This window comes from Nocardioides sp. BGA-UO-ETr-FS32 (genome assembly GCF_059567905.1).
This window is the reverse complement of sequence record NZ_JCAQOX010000015.1, coordinates 280,305-294,872: the sequence shown is the minus strand read 5'-3', so window position 1 is coordinate 294,872 and position 14,568 is coordinate 280,305. Positions and strand designations below refer to the sequence as shown.

Annotated in this window: 11 protein-coding genes and 2 pseudogenes; 5 read left to right on the top strand and 8 right to left on the bottom strand. The window is 73.0% G+C overall.

The window, feature by feature from the left end:
- Window positions 1-79 precede the first annotated feature (79 nt).
- From AC57BS_RS14960 to AC57BS_RS14950, 3 genes and pseudogenes are all read right to left on the bottom strand, one after another.
- Window positions 80-898: pseudogene (locus tag AC57BS_RS14960) on the bottom strand (LLM class flavin-dependent oxidoreductase); the annotation flags it as partial.
- A 40-nt stretch (window positions 899-938) separates the two neighbouring features.
- Window positions 939-1,973, bottom strand: coding sequence for a GNAT family N-acetyltransferase (locus tag AC57BS_RS14955; RefSeq protein WP_496412225.1), 1,035 nt, complete (start codon window positions 1,971-1,973; stop codon window positions 939-941).
- Window positions 1,970-3,649: an ABC-F family ATP-binding cassette domain-containing protein gene (locus tag AC57BS_RS14950; RefSeq protein WP_496412224.1), complete on the bottom strand. Its 1,680-nt coding sequence runs from the start codon at window positions 3,647-3,649 to the stop codon at window positions 1,970-1,972. Before AC57BS_RS14950 ends, AC57BS_RS14955 begins: the two co-directional genes overlap by 4 nt.
- Before the next feature lie 217 nt (window positions 3,650-3,866).
- Between AC57BS_RS14950 and AC57BS_RS14945 the strand changes: the two genes are divergently transcribed.
- Together AC57BS_RS14945 and AC57BS_RS14940 are read left to right on the top strand one after the other, a co-directional pair.
- Entirely contained in the window at window positions 3,867-5,351 is a 1,485-nt protein-coding gene (locus AC57BS_RS14945) for an HNH endonuclease signature motif containing protein (protein WP_496412223.1), read from the top strand.
- Window positions 5,352-5,558: 207 nt separating this feature from the next.
- Window positions 5,559-6,812, top strand: a pseudogene (locus tag AC57BS_RS14940) (Nramp family divalent metal transporter).
- A 3-nt stretch (window positions 6,813-6,815) separates the two neighbouring features.
- Here AC57BS_RS14940 and AC57BS_RS14935 read toward each other — a convergent pair.
- The 3 genes from AC57BS_RS14935 to mgrA are packed head-to-tail and all read right to left on the bottom strand — an operon-like array spanning window position 6,816 to window position 10,031.
- Entirely contained in the window at window positions 6,816-7,550 is a 735-nt protein-coding gene (locus AC57BS_RS14935; protein ID WP_496412222.1) for an N-acetyltransferase, read from the bottom strand.
- A gap of 32 nt (window positions 7,551-7,582) precedes the next feature.
- The gene (locus AC57BS_RS14930) at window positions 7,583-8,986 is read right to left on the bottom strand and encodes an FAD-dependent oxidoreductase (protein WP_496412221.1); all 1,404 of its coding nucleotides are present in this window, start codon (window positions 8,984-8,986) and stop codon (window positions 7,583-7,585) included.
- A 25-nt stretch (window positions 8,987-9,011) separates the two neighbouring features.
- On the bottom strand, window positions 9,012-10,031 hold the full coding sequence (gene mgrA, locus AC57BS_RS14925) for an L-glyceraldehyde 3-phosphate reductase (protein WP_496412220.1): 1,020 nt from the start codon (window positions 10,029-10,031) through the stop codon (window positions 9,012-9,014).
- A gap of 97 nt (window positions 10,032-10,128) precedes the next feature.
- On the opposite strand from mgrA, the gene AC57BS_RS14920 reads away from it, so the two are divergent.
- Genes AC57BS_RS14920 through AC57BS_RS14910 form a run of 3 tightly spaced genes read left to right on the top strand, consistent with a single transcriptional unit; the run spans window position 10,129 to window position 13,112 of the window.
- Window positions 10,129-11,373 carry a cytochrome P450 gene (locus tag AC57BS_RS14920; RefSeq protein ID WP_496412219.1) on the top strand — a complete coding sequence of 415 codons (1,245 nt, stop codon included), beginning with the start codon at window positions 10,129-10,131 and terminating at the stop codon, window positions 11,371-11,373.
- Window positions 11,374-11,401: 28 nt separating this feature from the next.
- Window positions 11,402-12,127, top strand: coding sequence for a sortase domain-containing protein (locus AC57BS_RS14915; protein ID WP_496412218.1), 726 nt, complete (start codon window positions 11,402-11,404; stop codon window positions 12,125-12,127).
- Window positions 12,128-12,170: 43 nt separating this feature from the next.
- Window positions 12,171-13,112 carry a phosphotransferase gene (locus AC57BS_RS14910; RefSeq protein ID WP_496412217.1) on the top strand — a complete coding sequence of 314 codons (942 nt, stop codon included), beginning with the start codon at window positions 12,171-12,173 and terminating at the stop codon, window positions 13,110-13,112.
- Between the two features lie 4 nt (window positions 13,113-13,116).
- Here the strand turns inward: AC57BS_RS14910 and AC57BS_RS14905 are convergent, their stop codons facing one another.
- Both AC57BS_RS14905 and truA read right to left on the bottom strand, forming a co-directional pair.
- Entirely contained in the window at window positions 13,117-13,713 is a 597-nt protein-coding gene (locus AC57BS_RS14905; protein ID WP_496412216.1) for a class I SAM-dependent methyltransferase, read from the bottom strand.
- Entirely contained in the window at window positions 13,706-14,542 is an 837-nt protein-coding gene (gene truA, locus AC57BS_RS14900; protein ID WP_496412215.1) for a tRNA pseudouridine(38-40) synthase TruA, read from the bottom strand. The genes AC57BS_RS14905 and truA overlap by 8 nt, the downstream gene beginning before the upstream one ends.
- Window positions 14,543-14,568 lie beyond the last annotated feature (26 nt).

Genomic DNA, 14,568 nt, shown 5'->3' with positions numbered 1-14,568 from the left:
CCTTACGCCCGTGGCGGCGGCCCTCCGCCGCACGTGTGGCGGATGTGGCCCCCGCGACCGGCCTCTCGGGGGCCAGCACCGCCGCACGTGCGGTCGATGAGCCCGGCCGGGTCACGGACCCGCCGCGATGATGCGGCGCGTCTCCTCCACGTCGAGGTCGTAGGGCCCGATCCGGGTCAGCACCCACGACGCGCCGGCGTCGAGCCAGGGTGCGACGTCCTGCTCGGGGCTCCAGGTCGACCACGACCTCGAAGCCGGGCGCCGGCTCGTGCGCGGCGAGGGCGGACGTCACCTCGTCGAGGTCGCCGGGCCCGTCGAGGCCGATGACGAAGAACCCGCCGTGCCCGGCTGCGCGCCGCAGCGGCGCCCGGTTGCCGAATCGACCGGCCAGCCAGATCGGCACCGCGGGCGCGGGCCGGAAGCGTACGCCGTGCGCCGCGTGGTGCTCTCCACCGACGTCGACGCTCTCGCCACTGAGCAGAGCGGTGAGCACGCCCAATCCCTGGTCGAGCATCCGGCCGCGCACCTTCGGGTCGGCCTCGTCGCCGAACGCGCTGAACTCCCCCACCCAGTCGTCGCCCAGCCCCAGGCCGAGGACGAACCGGCCGCCCGACAGCACCGCCAGGCTGGCGGCCTGCCGGGCCAGCACCTGCGGTCGACGTCGCGGCAGCGGCGTGACCATCGGCCCGAGGACCATCCGCTCGATCCGCATCGCGACGGCAGCGCAGCAGGTCCACGGGTCGGCGATGTCGGTGACGCGCTCGCCGTAGAGCAGGTGGTCCCACACGAAGAACCCGTCCCATCCCGCGGCTTCCGCCTCCGCTGCCAGGTCGCCGATCAGGCGCGGGTCGGCGAGGGCGTCGAAGGGGGCGACGAAGAGGCCGCGGCGGGTGGTCATGGCGTCGATCGTGCCCCATGGCGCGAGCGCCGCCTCCGAGTCAGCCCAGCTTCTTCTGGAAGTCCCCGAGCCGTGCGACCGGACGGAAGCCCAGCGCCTCGTTGACGCCGATCATGTGCGCGTTGACCTCGGCGTTGTAGGTGGTCAGCCGGGTGACGTCGGGCCGCTCGCGCTGGAGCAGCTGCAGGGTGGCGACCTTGACCGCCAGACCGAGCCGGTGGCCGCGATGTGCCCGGTGGACGAGCGTGCCCCACTGGTAGGCCCGCCCCGGCTCGTGGATCGTCGTCGCGAGGTCGGAGTAGGCGACGACCTCGCCCGCGGCGGAGAGCGCGACGGTGTTGTACTTCGTACGCCCCTGCCGGGCGATGGTCGCCTCGCGCTCGCGCACCGCGTCCGTGCTGACCGCCTCCGGCTCCAGCTCGAGGTCACCCGTCGGCGCCTCGGTCGCGAGGGTCGAGGTGATCTCGGCCCACCCCTGCAGGAGCTCGTCGGGCACCGGTCCGCTCCACGACCGCAGCGTGTACGCCGCGTGGGCGGGCGCCGCGGTCGCCGCCAGGCCGGCCAGCACGGACTCGGCGACCGGGAGCGCGAGCTCGCGCTGCACCTCCGACAGCGCGAGGTCGAAGCCCGCCGCGCTCGCGAACTCCGGGCCCGAGGCGCCGGCACCGTCCGAGCCGGCGGCGTACGGCCAGGACGCCAGCCCCATGAGCACCCGCCGACCGCGGGCGCGGGCCTCGTCCTCCAAGCCGGCGAGCACGGCCGAACCGACACCCCACCGTCGGTGCGCAGGCAGGACGTGGACGTCGATCTCGGCCAGCTCGAGGTTGTCGAGCAGCGGGGTCCGCATCCACCCCGCACCGACCACCTCCCCGTCGAGCAGGGCCGACCACCCGCCGCTGCGGCTGTGCCGGGCCGGGTCCTGCATCATCGCCCGCAGCTCCTCGAGCTGCCACACCGACGCCACGTCGCCCAGCTCGTGCCGGGCGGAGGTCTCGTACACGTGGTGCCAGGCGGCAAACGCGGCGTCGTCGGCAGGGTCGAGCGCGTGGATCTCGAGGCCGTCGGGAGCGTTCATCGCGAGCGCGCCACCCGTCCCTCGTCCCACACCGGACCGGGCGACTCGTAGACCTCGCCGTCGGCACCGTAGACCAGGAAGCGGTCGAAGCCCCGCGCGAACCAGCGGTCGTGCGTCACCGCCAGGACGGTCCCGTCGAAGGCCTCGAGCCCCGCCTCCAGCGCCTCCGCGGACTGCACATCGAGGTTGTCGGTCGGCTCGTCGAGGAGCAGCAGCGTCGCGCCGGACAGCTCGAGCAGCAGGATCTGGAAGCGCGCCTGCTGCCCGCCGCTCAGCGACTCGAACCGCTGCTCGCCGGCGTGCGCCAGCTCGTAGCGGTCGAGCACCCGGCTCGCCGCCTCACGGCCCATGCCGTCGCGGTGGTCGTCGCCGCGGTGCAGGATCTCCAGCAGCGTGCGGCCGACCAGCTCGGGGTGCTCGTGGGTCTGGACGAACCATCCCGGTCGGACCCGCGCACCGAGCTTGGCGCTGCCGGTGTGCGCGACCGGCGCGGGAGGCGCGCCGACGGGCTGGTGCTCGACGTCGGGATCGCTGCCGCCTGCGGCCAGGAGGCGCAGGAAGTGCGACTTGCCGGACCCGTTGGAGCCCAGCACGGCCACCCGTTCTCCGTACCAGACCTCGAGGTCGAACGGGCGCATCAGGTCGGTGAGCTCGAGGTCGGTGCACACCACGGCCCGCTTCCCCGTACGCCCACCCTTGAGCCGCATCTTCACCTGCTGCTCGCGCGGCTGCTCCGTCGGCGGACCGGCGTCCTCGAACTTCTTCAGGCGGGTCTGGGCCGCCTGGTAGCGGCTGGCCATGTCGGAGTTGTACGCCGCCTTCTGCTTGTACATCAGCATCTGCGCGCGCAGCTTGGCGTACTCCTCGTCCCAGCGCCGGCGCAGCTCCTCGAACCGCTCGAACCGCTCGGCGCGCGCCTGGTGATAGCTCGCGAAGCCGCCGGGGTGGGTCCACACGAGGTTGCCGGCGCTGCCGAGCTCGACGGTCACGATGCGGGTCGCGGTGTTGTTGAGCAGCTCGCGGTCGTGGCTGATGAACAGGATCGTCTTGGCCGACTCGCGGATGCGCTCCTCCAGCCAGATCTTGCCCGGCACGTCGAGGTAGTTGTCCGGCTCGTCGAGCAGCAGGACCTGGTCCGGCCCCTGGAGCAGGTACTCCAGCACGAGGCGCTTCTGCTCACCGCCGGAGAGGGTGGTGAGCGCGCGGTACTTCGCGCGGTCGTAGGGCATGCCCATCGCCGCGGTGGTGACCTTGTCCCAGACGACCTCGAGGTCGTAGCCGCCGACGTCGCCGTAGTGGCCGAGCGCCCCGGCGTACGCCATCTGCACCGACTCGCTGTCGTCGTCCATGAGCCGCAGCTCCTGGGCCGCGACCTCCTGCGCCCACCGGCGTACGTCGGCCGGCGCCACGGACAGCAGCAGGTCGGCGACCGTCTCGTCGGCACCCCCGTGGCCGACGAACTGCCGCATCACGCCGAGGCCGCCTGACCGGGTGACCACGCCCGCGTGCGGCGTGACGTCGCCGGTCACGATCCGCAGGAGGGTGGTCTTGCCGGCACCGTTCGCCCCCACCAGGGCGACCTTCTGGCCGTCCCCCACCCGGAAGCTGACGTCGTCGAGCAGCACCCGGCCGTCCGGCAGCTCGTAGCGCACTCCAGCAACGTCGACGTGTCCCACGAGCAGGATTGTCGCAACCCCGCGCCCTCCGCGTCGCGGGGTTAAACGACTCGAGGCCCGCAGGCCGAGGTGCGTGCTGTTCGGTGGTCGAGGAAGCCGGCCCCAGCCCCGGTGGTTGAGTGCGACGAAGTCCCGTTCGAAACCCGCCGAGAAACCCTGGCCAGCAGATGTCCACAGGCATGGCCGACTGTCGGACCCGACAACTACAATCGAGCACATGATCGACGGAATGGCAGCCGAGATACGAGAGGTCGCAGACGACCTCTCGGCCTCCGAGCTGCTGTCCGCGATCCGCGACCGCAAGACCGCCGAGGACCGGGCCGCGGCCGACCAGCTCGTCCTTGCCGCCCGGTGGGCGGACCTGCACCCACCCGAGTCGATCCACGACGCCGCCTCGTTCACGGTCCCGGGGTGTGAGCACGAAGAGCCCATCGCCGGCGACGGCGCCCCGCTGGTGGCGGAGTTCTGCGTCGCCGAGCTCGGCACCGTCCTCAGCATCTCTCCGACGGCGGCGAAGAAGCTGATCGGTCACGCCCTCGAGCTTCGGCACCGGCTGCCCCGGCTCTGGGAGCAGGTCCACGCCGGCCTGGTTCCGGCGTGGCGGGCCCGCGCGATCGCGGAGGCCACGATCCACGCCACCACCCCGCTGACGGTCCAGGCGGCCGGGTTCGTCGACTCCCAGGTCGCCGCCGTCGCCGGGAGGATCGGGTCCGCGCAGCTCGACCGGCTCGTCGCCGAGACGATCAAGCGCTACGACCTCGCCGTCGCGGACCCCACGAAGGACCCCGAGGACGGCTACCTCGCCGTCGACCCTCGCCACGTCACGGTGAACAAGGACGACGTGCACTACGCCGGCACCCTGCACCTGGAAGCCGACCTCGACATCGCCGACGCCCTCGACCTCGACCGAGCCGTCGCCCACCACGCCGCCACGCAGAAGGCCCTCGGATCGCAGCTGCCACTCGACGCACGTCGGGCCAAGGCCCTCGGTGAGCTCGCCCGGACGCAGACCGCGCTCGACCTCGCATTCCAGGACGGTGCAGCACCGGACGGTGGTGTCGACGCTCGCACCTCAGCCACCGACACCAACGCCGACGCCGACACCAACGCCGACGCCGACGCCGAAGACCAGCCGAGCCTGCCTGCCGCTCGTGAGGTCGTCATCCACGCCCACTTCGACGCATCGGTGGTCGGTGAGCAGACGGTGTTCGGTCCCACCGGGCGCATCGAGAACGGGCAGCGCCTCGTCCTGCTCGACCAGGTCCGGTCGTGGTGCGCCGACTCGCGCACCAAGGTCGCGATCAAGCCGGTCATCGACCTCAACGCCCAGCTCACCGCGCAGGGCTACGAGATCCCCGACCGGATCCGTGAGCAAGTACAGCTCCGGGATCGCACGTGCGTCTTCCCGCGGTGCACGAGACCGGCCCGAGGCTGCGACGTCGACCACATCGTCGCGTACGACCACGACGCCGAGGCCGAGGGCAGACCCCAGCCCGGTCCCACGCGGACCGACAACCTCGCCTGCCTGTGCCGCTTCCACCACCGCCTCAAGACCCACTCCGCCTGGCGCTACGCGATGGTCGAGAACGGGGTGTTCGAGTGGACCTCACCCCACGGCCACCGCTACCGACGCGACCGGACCGGCACCACCGCGCTCGACCCACCGGCACCGCCGGGCATCCCGCGACCACGCCGACGATGACCCCGCCCCACACCCCGCCTCTCACGCCAAGGCGGGGTCACAGGCACGCTCGGGTCAGCAACTCGCCGGCGCTCGTGCTGAGCACCAGGACGGGACGCGTGCCCATCAGCGCGCTGAGGGTCTTCGACTCGGACCGCGTGCACTCCGGCGGGCAGGCAGATCTTCTCGCGATGACCTGTGGTCTAGACCACGGTTAGGGTGCTGGCCATGGCGACCTCCACCTCGGAAGAGCAGACCACCGTCCCCCGCTGGCGCATCATCGGACCCGGGCTCGTCGTCGCGGCGACCGGCGTCGGTGCGGCCGACCTCGTGGCGACCCTCATCGCGGGGCAGAAGTTCGGCTACACGCTGCTGTGGTGCGTGGTCGTCGGGTGCCTCATGAAGATCGTGCTCGTCGAGGGCGCGGGCCGCTACTGCCTCTCGACCGGCCGGACGATCTTCGAGGGCTGGCGCTCGCTCGGAGCCTGGACGACGTGGTACTTCGCGCCGTACATCGTCATCTGGGGCTTCGTCTACGGTGCCGCCGCCATGGCCGGCACCGGCCTCGCCCTCGCCGGGCTGACCGGAGTCCTGTCGACGACCTGGTGGGGCATCCTGTCGGGCGTCCTCGGCCTGGTGCTGGTGTGGGCCGGGCGCTACAACGTCTTCGAGAAGGTCCTCGCCGCTCTGGTCGGCATCATGTTCGTCACGATGGTCGGGGCCGCGCTGCTGACCCTGCCCAACCTCGGCGAGCTCCTCACCGGCCTGGTCCTGCGGATCCCCGAGGACTGACTGGTCAACACCCTCGCCCTCGCCGGCGGCGTCGGCGGCACCATCACCCTCGCCGCCTACGGCTACTGGCTGCGCGAGAAGGGCTGGAGCTCCCCGGCCTACATGCGGGTCATGCGCATCGACAACACCGTCGCCTACGTCGTCACCGGCATCTTCGTCCTCGCGACCCTCGTGGTCGGCGCCGAGCTGCTCTACTCGACCAGCGTCGCGATCGAGACCGGCGACGCGGGACTCCTCGACCTCGGCGTGGTGCTGCAGGACCGCTACGGCCAGTGGGCCGGCAAGCTCTTCCTGCTGGGCTTCTGGGCCGCCGCGATGTCGTCGCTGGGCGGCGTGTGGAACGGCGTCAGCCTGATGTTCGCCGACTTCATGACCAACGTGACCGACGGCGACGAGGCCGACGCCCGCGCCGGAGGCAAGTGGTACCGGGTCTACATCCTCTGGCTGACCTTCCCGCCGATGGTGATGATGTTCCTCGGCAAGCCGGTCTGGCTGATCCTCGCCTACGGCGTGCTGGGCGCCTTCTTCATGCCATTCCTGGCGATCACCCTGCTCTGGCTGCTCAACACCGACCGCACCCCGGCGGAGTGGCGCAACAAGATCCACTCCAACGTGCTGATGGCGATCATCGCGCTGGCCTTCGTCGCGCTCTGCGTCAACGAGGTCCGCAAGGCGGTCGCGGGGGCCTGACCCTCACGCGCCCGTCGGGTGCCTGACCCACACGTTGGGCTCGACGTACGTCGCGGTGCCGTGCTCGGCGTCGCACATCACCGGCGCGAGGGCACCGGGCACGACCACGGGGCCGGTCGTGTCGAAGGGCAGCCCGGTCCACTCGCGCCACTCCTCGACCGTGCCGGGGATGACCATCGACCGCGGGCAGACGCGGTCGATCCGGCCCCCGGCGCGTACGTGCACCCGCAGCCACGGGTCCACGGGGAGCCCGTCGTCACGGGTGCGGCGGGCGTACGCCGCCATCGGCTCGTGGACGTCGGCCTTGCCGTTGGGTCGCACCGGTGCGAGCAGCTCGCCGAACCCGAGCCGGCCCGCGTTGTCGCGCAGCGCCGCGACGATCCGGCCCGAGAGCCCGGCGCCCTGGAGACCCGGCTCGATCGCGATCTCGACCGCCGACACCGCGACGGGCTGCTCCCCCCACAACTTCGTCAGCAGGCCGCTGCGGATGGCGAAGTCCCACCCCGCGTCGGGCAGCTCGCCCTCGGGCAGTCGGAACGGCACCGAGTGGGCCTTCGCGACCATCCGCCCCGACTCGTCGAGGCAGACCAGGACGTACTCGGCGAACTCCTCGAGCGAGCCGTAGTAACCGTTGCCGATCGGGTCGTGCAACATGAACTCCGGCCACGACGTCTCCATGTCCCAGAAGACGTCCATCAGCTCCGGTCGCTGGGCCAGCGTGACGAACTCGAGGTGCATACGGGCCATTCTGGTCGTGGCCGCAACAGGTTTCAGAGCCGCTCGGCCACCCGACGGGCAGCCACCTGCAGCACGTCCCACGCGGTGGCGAAGGGCGGCGCGTAGGCCAGGTCCATCCACGCGAGGTCGTCGACCGTCCCCTCGTGCCACAGCACGGCGGCCGCGGCGTCGATCCGCTTACCGGCTCCGCGACCCCCCACTATCTGTACGCCCAGCAGCCTGCGGCTGGCGCGGTCGGCCATCACCCAGATGGCGACCGGGTCGGCCTCCGGCATGTAGCCGCTCGCCGTCGAGCCCTCGGTGACGAGCGCGACCGGGTCGAGGCCGGCCGCCTCCGCGTCGGCGCGGGACAGCCCGGTGCGGGCGATCTCGACGTACTGCCCGCACGCGGCGAAGCGGGTGATCGAGGTGTCGGTCATCCCCTCGAAGGCGAGGGAGCCGCCGGCGAGGCTGTCACCGAGCGCGCGGCCGTGCTTGTTGGCGTGGGTGCCGAGCGGGCGGAAGACCCACGCGCCGTCCATCCGTCGCCGCACCTCGCAGCAGTCGCCGGCAGCCCAGACGTGGTCGGCCACGCGGCCGTGCGGGTCCGGCCGCAGCGCGCCGTCCTCGGTGAGCGGCAGCCCGGTCCCGCGCAGGAAGTCCGTCGCCGGGCGTACGCCGACCGCCACGGCCACGAGGTCCGCCTCGCGGCTGCCGCCGTCCCAGTGCACGCCGGTCACCCGGTCGCCGTCGAGGTCGAGACCGGTGACCTCGGCCCCCAGCACCAGCTCGACGCCCGCGTCGACCAGCGCGGTGTTGACCCGGTCGGACATCTCGTCCTCCAACGTCGACATCCCGCGGCCACGGGTGAGGACGGTGACGCCGTACCCCCGCCGCAGGGCGGCCTCGGCGACCTCGACGCCGATGTAGCCCGCGCCGACGACCACGACGTGCGCACCGTCGCCGGCCTCGGCGAACCGCTCGACCCAGGCCGTGCCGTCGTCGAGCGTCTTGACCACCCCGACCCCGGCGTGGCTCGTGCCATCGGGTCGCAGCGCCCAGTCGGGCACCACTGCGGGGGCACCCGTCGCGACGACCAGCTCGTCGAAGTCGATCGCCTCGCCGTCGGCGGTCGTGACCGTACGCCCGGACAGGTCGGCCGCGACCACCTCCACCCCGAGCCGCAGGTCGATCCCTGCCTCCCGGTGCTGCTCGGCAGTCCGGGCGACGAGGTCGTCGCCGCCGTCGACGTCGCCCGCCATCCAGTAGGGGATCCCGCAGGCGCTGTAGGAGGTGTGGGTGCCGCGGTCGAGGACGGTGATCGCCAGCTCGCGCCCCGTACGCCGCGCGGTCCGCAGCGCCTGGTGCGCCGCGGACATCCCGGCGGCGTCGGCGCCGACGACGACGATGCGCTGCGCCGGACTCATGTGCGCGCTTGCTTCGCTGCGCGCGTCCATGAGTGCTTTCGCTCGCTGCGCTCGCTCACGCCCACAGGTTGACCCCCGAGTCCACGGCGTGGCGGTCGATCTCGGCCAGCTCGTCGTCGGTCAGGGGCGGCCCGGAGAGGGCGTCGAGGTTGGTGTCGAGCTGCTCCACGCTGGAGGCGCCGATCACCGCGCTGGTCACCCGCTCGTCGCGCAGCACCCACTGCAGGGCGAGCTGGGCGAGCTTCTGGCCGCGGGCCTCGGCGACCCGGTTCAGCGCCCGCACCCGCTCGAGCGTCTCCTCGTCGAGGCCGGTGAGCGTGGAGTCGTCGCGGGCGGCGCGCGAGTCCGCCGGCACGCCGTCGAGGTAGCGGTCGGTGAGCAGGCCCTGGGCGAGGGCGGTGAAGACGATGCAGCCCATCCCCTGCTGCTCGAGCTCGTCGAGCAGCCCGCCCTCGACCCAGCGGTTGAGCATCGAGTAGGACGGCTGGTGGATCAGCAGCGGCGTGCCGAGGTCGCGGGCGATCTCGGCCGCCTCCCTGGTCTTCGCCGGGGAGTAGGACGAGATGCCGACATAGAGCGCGCGCCCCGACCGGACCGCCGCGTCGAGCGCCGTCATCGTCTCCTCGACCGGCGTCTCCGGGTCGAAGCGGTGGCTGTAGAAGATGTCGACGTAGTCGAGGCCGAGGCGGTCGAGCGACTGGTCGAGCGAGGCCAGGACGTACTTCCGCGACCCGCCGCCCTGTCCGTACGGGCCGGGCCACATGTCGTAGCCGGCCTTGGTCGAGATGACCAGCTCGTCGCGGTATGGCTTGAAGTCGTCCTTCAGGTAGCGGCCGAAGTTCTCCTCGGCGCGGCCGTAGGGCGGGCCGTAGTTGTTGGCCAGGTCGATGTGCGTGACCCCCCGGTCGAAGGCGCGCCGCAGGATCGCGCGCTGCGTCTCCTCGGGCCGGTCGGTCCCGAAGTTCTGCCAGAGGCCGAGCGACAGCGCGGGCAGTTTGAGCCCGCTCCGTCCCGTCCGCCGGTAGTGCATCCCGGTGGAGTCGTCGTACCTGTCGTCGGCTGCGTCGTAGGCCATGGCCCCATCCTGCCCGGTCGGGTACCGGGGACGCGTCCGGGACGGACCGGGGTGATGCCCGATGGCCGCCTGCCGTGTCGCAGCGTGCACTGGAGACATGGCTCCCTCGTTGCGCGGCACCGCCCTCCGGATCGCCGTGTCGTCTGCCGGACGGGTGCCCGCGGCCGTGCGGTTCCCGCTGCAGCGCGACGGAGTCGACCCGGTGGCTCGACTCGAGGCGAGTCGCGCGCGCGGCGACGTGGTGCGCCTCGCCCGGCTGCTGGGGACGCGCGTCTGGCTCGTCACGGGGTACGACGCCGCCCGGGCCGTGCTCGCCGACTCCGACGCCTTCGCCAACGACGTGCGCAACCTGATCGGCCGCCAGGGCCGGGCGCCCGCCGAGCGGATCGGCGGTCTCGGGATGACCGACTCCCCCGACCACGAGCGCCTGCGGCGGGTGCTGACCCCGTACTTCACCCGGCGCCGGCTGGTCGGGATCCAGCAGGACGTCGACCGCGTCGTCGAGGCGGCCCTCGACGACCTGGTCTCCCACGGACCGGAGGTCGACCTGGTCGAGCGCTTCGGCTTCGCGGTGCCCTTCGGCGTCATCTGCGACCTGCTCGGCATGCCGGCCGTGGACCGCGACGAGTTCCGCCGCCACGGCTCGGCGCGCTTCGACCTGCGCGACGGGAGCGCTCGGATCTTCGACACCGCGGCCGGGACCCGGCAGTTCCTCATCGACCTCGTGGCCGCCGAGCGCCGGTCGCCGCACCTGCCGGACGGTCTGCTCGCCCGGATGGTCGCCGACCACGGGGCGGGCTTCGACGACGTCGAGCTCGGTGGCCTCGCCGACGGGGTCTTCCTGGGCGGCTACGAGACCAGCGCGAGCATGCTGTCGCTGGGCACCTGGGTCCTCCTCCAGCACCCGGGCGCGTGGGCGACGCTCCAGCGCGGCGAGCGCGCCGAGGTCGACCGTGTCGTCGAGGAGCTGCTCCGGTTCGTCTGCCCGGTGCAGGTCGCGTTCCCGCGCATCGCCCGCCGGGAGGTCGTCGTCGGGGACCAGCGGGTGCGCGCCGGCGACGTCGTCGTCGTCTCGCTGACGGGCGCCGGACGCGACCCGGCCCGCCACGCCGACCCCGCCCGTTTCGACCCCACAGCGGCCGCCGCCGGGACGCTCGCCTTCGGCCACGGCCTGCACCGGTGCGTCGGCGCGGAGCTGGCCCGCATGGAGCTCCGTACGGCACTCGTCGCGCTGGCCCGCCGCTTCCCCGACCTCGCGCTGGCCTGCGATCCCCGCGACCTGCGGTTCACCGAGCTCGCCATCGTCCACGGGGTCGAGCAGCTGCCCGTACGGCTGGGGTGACGCCCACCGGCTGCGTACCGTGGTGCGGGTGGCAGGCAGAGTCGTCGTCCTCCTGGCCGCGGCCGTCGTCGCGGTGACGTCGTCCTGCGCCGCCGGGGACCCGCGCGGCGCGAGCCAGGGGGCTGCACCCGTGGAGCGACGTACGACGAGCGCGCCGCCGGAGACGCCCGCAAGCCCGGAGATCGAGAGCGCGACGCCCGCCCCCGAGCCCACCACCGAGCCGCCCGAGCCGGTGGTGCCCGAGCCGCGGCGCTCGTTCGTCACCATCCCGGCCATCGGGCTGAGGGACTTCCCGGTCGTGCGCTACCGCGGGTCGCCCGACGACGCCCCGGGGACCGCGCTGCAGAACGCCGGGGACATGGCGTCCCCGCGCGGACCGGCCGGCGGCGCCGGCCCCGGCGAGGTCGGCAACTACATCGTCACCGGGCACCGGCTGACCGGGACCGCCCCGCTGCGCGACTCCCCCTCCCTGCGCCGCGGCGACCGGATCCTGGTGCGCACCGGCGACACCGTGCACGTCTACGAGGTCCGCCGCACCCGCTGGACGTCCTTCCGGCGGCCGGCCTCGCTGCGCGCCCAGCGTGCCGAGGTGCCGGGGCGCCCCGGCACGGACGCCACGCGGCCGATGATCACGCTCTCGACGTGCGCGACCCTCGAGGACCACGCCAACGGCAACTACTGGTCCGACGAGTTCGACAACCCCGAGCACCGCATCGACAAGATCGGCGTGCTCGTGGCGACCCGACCCGCGTGAAACCCGTTGCCCGCACTCGGCTCGGCGCGGTGGAATGCACGCCATGCCCGAGCTGACCGCGCTGAGCGACCGGTGGCGCGATCCCAGCTTCGTCGACGCCGCGCACGCGTGGATCGTGGCACGGCTCGCCGAGCACGGCCGCTCGGTCGTCGCCCCGGTCGAGCAGCCGCACGTGACCGACTGGTCGACCGTGATGCGGGTGCCGACCGAGGACGGGCCGGTCTGGTTCAAGGCCAACGACGAGTCCATGCGCCACGAGGCGGCCGTCACCACGATCGTCGCGCCACTGTCCGGCGGGCGGGTGCCGGTGCCGCTCGCCAGCGACCCGCTCACCGGCTGGATGCTCCTCGCGGACGCCGGCCCGCGGCTGCGTGACGTCATCCCCGCTGAGCGCAGCCTCGAGCGGTGGCACGACGTGCTGGAGGCGTACGCCCGGCTCCAGATCGCCTGTGAGGACCGGGTCGGCGCCCTGCTGGCCGCCGGCCTCCCGGACCGCCGGCTGCACACGCTTCCCGGGGCGTACGCCGCCCTGCTCGCCGGGCTCGACGACGTCGACCCGCGCCTCCCGGGGCCCGAGGCGATCGCCGACCTGTGCGAGCGGCTCACCGCCTTCGGCCTCTGCGAGACCGTGCAGCACGACGACCTGCACGACGGACAGGTCTTCCTCGGCAGCGGCGTGCACCAGGTGCTCGACTGGGGCGACGCGTGCGTCTCGCATCCCTTCTTCACCCTGTCGGTCACCCTCGAGGGCGTCATCGCGTGGGGCGTCGACGACGAGGAGGGCTCCGAGGACCTCGACCCCCACCTGGCGGCGTACCTCCGGCCCTACGCGGGGACGTACCCGCTCACCGAACCCGAGCTCCGCGAGGCGGCGCGGATCGCGATGCGGCTGGGCTGGGTGTGCCGCGCGATCAACGGTGCGCTGCCCCAGGACCCGGGCCAGACGCACACCCGCCTGAGGATGTTCCTCGACGGCTCGCCCTAGGCGCTCACGCGCGCCGCGTCTCCAGCACCCGGAACCCCTTGCTGCTCGCCAGCCGCTGCGTCGGCCAGCCCTGGTCACCGAGCCAGCGCTGGAGCGAGTCGGCACCCAGGTTCTTGCCGACGACCGTGACCATCCGCCCGCCTGGCGCCAGCCGGGGCAGCCAGGTGAGCAGCAGCTCGTGGAGCGCCTCCTTGCCGATCCGGATCGGCGGGTTGGACCAGATCTCGTCGAAGACCTGGTCGCTGGGCACCTGCTCAGGCAGGCACGCGACGAAGCGCGAGGCCAGGCCCGCCGCGCGGGCGTTGTCGTTGGCCAGCAGCAGCGCGCGCTCGTTGACGTCGACGGCGGTCACGTTGGCCAGCGGCACGGCCTTCGCGATGGCGAGCCCGATGACGCCGTAGCCGCAGCCGAGGTCCAGGAACTGCCCCTGCACCGGCGGCTCGAGCTCCTTGAAGAGGACGGCCGTGGCGTGGTCGAGGTGGCCCCGGCTGAAGACGCCCGAGCCGGTGTCGAACCGCAGCTCGTGGCCCCACAGCTCGGCGGTGAACGCCTCGCGCTCGAAGGGGACGGCAGGGTCGGCGGAGAAGTAGTGCTCAGGCATCGATCGCCTCTCGTCTGGCTCGGGCCCGCGCGGCCTGCGCCGCGAGCTCGTCGTCGTCGGGGTAGCCGACCTCCTCCAGCGTGAGGCCGTGGGCGTGCACCACGCGCACGCCCTGGTCGCGTCGCCGTCCGGCCATCACCTCGGCCGGCCAGGTCGTCGGCCGGCGCCCCTCCCCGACCGCGATGAGGCAGCCGACGAGCGAGCGCACCATGTTGTGGCAGAACGCGTCGGCCCGCACCGTGCCGACCGCGAGGCCGGCGTCGTCGCGGCGCCAGGAGAGGTCGAGCAGCGTGCGGACCGTGGTCGCGCCCTCCCGCTGCTTGCAGAAGGACGCGAAGTCCTGGAGGCCGACCAGCGGCGCGGAGGCCTCGTTCATCGCGTCGAGGTCGAGGCGACGGCCCCAGGTCAGGACGTGGCCGCGCACCAGCGGGTCGGCGAGCTCCTGGGCGTCGGCGATCCGGTAGGCGTAGCGCCGCCAGGTCGCGGAGAAGCGGGCGTCGAACCCGTGGGGTGCCTCGACCACGCGGCGTACGCGCAGGTCGGGCGGCAGGATGCCGTCGACGCGACGGGCGAGCGCGTCCAGCGGAGGGTCGGTGGACCGGCCCGCGGACGCCGCCACGACGTCGGGATCGACGTCGACGTGGGCCACCTGCCCGCGCGCGTGCACCCCGGCGTCCGTACGCCCGGCGACGGTGACCCGCACCTCCGGCAGCCGCAGCGCGGTGGCCAACGCGTCCTCGAGGGTGCCCTGCACCGTGCGCCGCCCCGGCTGCGCGGCCCAGCCGGAGAAATCGGCGCCGTCGTAGGCACAGTCGATCCGCAGGCGCACGCCAGCGATCCTAGGCGCTGGGCGAG